1 protein-coding gene and 2 pseudogenes are annotated in these 3,258 nt (G+C 45.2%); all 3 read right to left on the reverse strand.

Annotated features, from left to right (window positions below; genetic code table 11):
- Positions 1–416: 416 nt before the first annotated feature.
- Positions 417–877 (reverse strand): annotated as a pseudogene (locus HMPREF2983_RS07040) (DUF3408 domain-containing protein).
- Between the two features lie 4 nt (positions 878–881).
- A pseudogene (locus HMPREF2983_RS07045) lies at positions 882–1,716 on the reverse strand (toprim domain-containing protein).
- A gap of 211 nt (positions 1,717–1,927) precedes the next feature.
- Positions 1,928–3,258, reverse strand: a 1,331-nt coding sequence (locus HMPREF2983_RS07050; protein WP_246829369.1) for a VapE domain-containing protein, incomplete at its 5' end; no start/stop codon positions are given.

The following is a 3,258-nucleotide window of genomic DNA, read 5'->3' on the forward strand; positions in this document are numbered from 1 at the left end:
TGCTCTTCCTTATTCTGTTGCTGCCATCGGGCAGTCTTTCCTTTGTTTTTGTTCATATAAGTTTCCTTGAAAGTTAATCATTATAGATGATTTGTTGTTGTTTAATTCCTGAATGCTGACCGATGAGAACGGAGTGATTACGGTCTAATCTCCCCGACAGTCTGACGAGGGGAGCAAAAGCAGTTTGTGGGTACAAACTGACGTCTTGCAATGTCAGCTAACGTTCTGTTTACGCACAAGGCGTTTTGCAGTCGAAAAGTGAATGCCGTGCATTCCATGCCTGACTGCGTTCGTGATACTCCCACCGTTCTGTATGTTCAGTAAACATTCAATAGTGAATTCTATTAAAAAGAGGTGAGAATGGTTAGTGAAAAGGTTGTCCCTTTTCCAGCCCCCCTCGCCCCCTTCCACTCTGTTTACAGTCTTCTCCATTTCTCTATGTCCTCACCGTATTCCTCCAGATGTAGTAGGCGCACGGTGTTCTCCACGAAACTTGAAAGGTTGCTGCCCCTGTCGCCCAGCCTGCGCACGATGAAGTCGGCACGCTCCTGTGTCCCCCTGCTCAGATAGACCGCCTTTCGGTCACTCAACTTGGTCGGCACAAGGTAGGCTTGCTTATAGGCTTCGAGCGTTTCCTTTCTCATCTTGGCACTGATGCGCCTTTGAACGGTTGCGTTCTCCGATTTCTGTGCAGGTTCAGAGTGCGCGGTATTCTCTATGTCCTGCTTGTTTGGGTCTTGAAAGTTCTGGCTCTCCTTGCCCGAAGTTCGGCAATGAGATATTCAGACGAACCTTCAATTTGGTTGAGTCCTAAATATTGCTTGGTGGAATGGATTGTATTCTCCATTCCCTCGTTACTGACTTTTTTCTTTTCCATTTCTTTATCTCATTTTATGTTTGACTTGTTTTGATTTTCGGTTTTGATTTTGCTCCGTAACCGACATCCGTGTCCGTTCCTGCACTTTCTGCTACTCCTGTTTACGCATACGACTGACATGAAACTCATTGAGGTCTTTGAAGCCTTTGTAATGTACGGACATATCCTCCACCTTGAAACCTGCCCTTACAAATTCTTGCACGGTTCTCTGTCCTGCTTCATCATTGTCAAGGAAGGCACAGATATGGGTCAGATATCGGTCGTTCAGATAACAGACTGTTCTCGCCAAATTACTCACGGAGTTCATCACAAGGCAGTGGTTGGCTACCTCTTCTTTCATTGAAAGAAAGGACAGAAAGTCCATAAATCCCTCAAATACATAGACAGGCTTTGTCTTGTCTGTTGTGTGTTCTGATTGTCTGCTGCGAGTATAGGAGTAATGTCTTTCGGTGCGATTGTTCCTTTGAACGAACCGTTATCTCGAAGTTCATACCCTCCCGATAGATTGGCAAAGGCAATGGCTTGATAGCACCTGCCCCTTACCTCATAGCTGATACATTTGAGGAATGGCTCTGCATTTTCCAAGTTGATACAGCGCACCTTTGTAAGCAGCCCTCCAATCGCATACAGAGGTCGATAATACTTCTGCCCCTGCCTTCGGCATAGTCTATCCAGAGGTTCTTCTCTGTGTCCACCTTGAAGCTCGGATGTATTTCTGCACGAAGCGGTGAACGATACAAGGCATAGGAAGGTGTTAGTCTAATAGGCTTGATGCCTTTCCTTTCAAGATACTCCACAATGGGGTATCGCTTGATGAGTAATAAATCTTCTTCTTTCATTGTGATATGTTTTAATTGAATTGATTGAATAATTTTTGTTTGAATGCCAATGGTGTGTTTGAATGATATTTGAATGGTACTTGAAAGAATTTCTCTTTTCCAAAGTTTTCCCTCCAAACTTTTTCATCTTTTTTCTTACTACATACTATTTTATTGTAAGTTGTTGATAATCAATACAGAATTGTAGTAAATGACAATACTATACACCCTACTACATCAGACTACTACAACTGTCAAGCAAAGGACAGGGTAGTATCTTCCTTATCTTATACACATAGACAGGACTGCCACCGCCACGCCTCTTGCTCACTTTCTCAAAGCCAGTCCTTTTAAGGGCTTCTCCCATACGTTTGGAAGTCAGGGGCTGCCGTGTATAGATACCCAGATAGGTAAGGATTTCCGTAGTGGTCATATAGGAGCAACGGGGATTATCATCAGTCGGTTTCTCGAAGCAGCGCAACAGAAGTTCTGTTTCTGCGGTCTGCACTTGGAAGTCCTCGCTCTCCCTGTATAGTTCCGTGATTTCATCATCGTCAAACCAATAGCGGAAACCTGCGTTTAGCAGGGCTTTGGCTTCCGTATAGACACTGTCCATAGATATACTCTTTGCCCTCTCAATGTCAATGGACAGCACTTCAAAGGGCAGAAACCGTCTGCTGCCTGTCGGGTCTGTAAGGAAGTCGTTGTCGTTCACTGATGCCACAAAACTTGCCAAGTGGGAATATTCCTCGACATACTTGTCGTAGGGCATGCGGTACTTGACCATCGGGTAGGTGATAAGGTTCTTCAGTTCGTTCTCGTCACGTTTGTTGAGTGCTTTGAGCTGGTCGTCGATATTTACGATAAGATTCTGTCCGATATAGGTGAGCGTGTCCTTCTCCTGCGGATAGATCTTTCCTGTATAGCTGTAACCGTGCAGGGCAGGCGGACAAAGCAAGTCCAAGAATGTAGTCTTGAACTTTCCCTGCTCGGCTGTCAGCACGAGGCAGGTGTGGTTACGGCACTCACGGTCGTCCATTGCGTTTGCAACCACTGCTACGAGCCATTTGGTGAGGTACGGTAGCCACTTGTCGGCGTTGTGCACGATGACGCAACTTGCCAGTCCGGGAATGGCTTTCAGTGAAAAGGAAGAAGCATCATTACTACTTTCATTATCACTGCGACAGTCTTTGTTTCTACTGTTGTTACAACCAATATCTATCAAGGGCAGTTGCTTGAAACACTCCTGTATGGGGTTGATGCGTGGAGAGAAACTGTTCTCGATGATGGAGTACAGGTTATCCGATGAGGTTATTATCCCGATGTCATTGTCTATCTCCCTGCGGAGCGTATTGATTTCATAGCGACCCACTTTTGAGAACAGAGCATCGTTTTTGCCACGATACTCGGTTCTTCCCAACACCGTGTTATATCTGAACTCATAGTGAGTGGAGAGATAGGCTTCTATCTCCGAGTTCTTGGAAAACTTCCTTCTTGTATGAAGTTCGCTGTTTCCGCCCTCAGATTTGCCTTTATCTGCATTCTTCTTCATTATATGCTTGG

Origin of the sequence: Prevotella sp. HMSC077E09 (assembly GCF_001814685.1) — a bacterium.
GTDB classification, from domain to species: domain Bacteria; phylum Bacteroidota; class Bacteroidia; order Bacteroidales; family Bacteroidaceae; genus Prevotella; species Prevotella oris.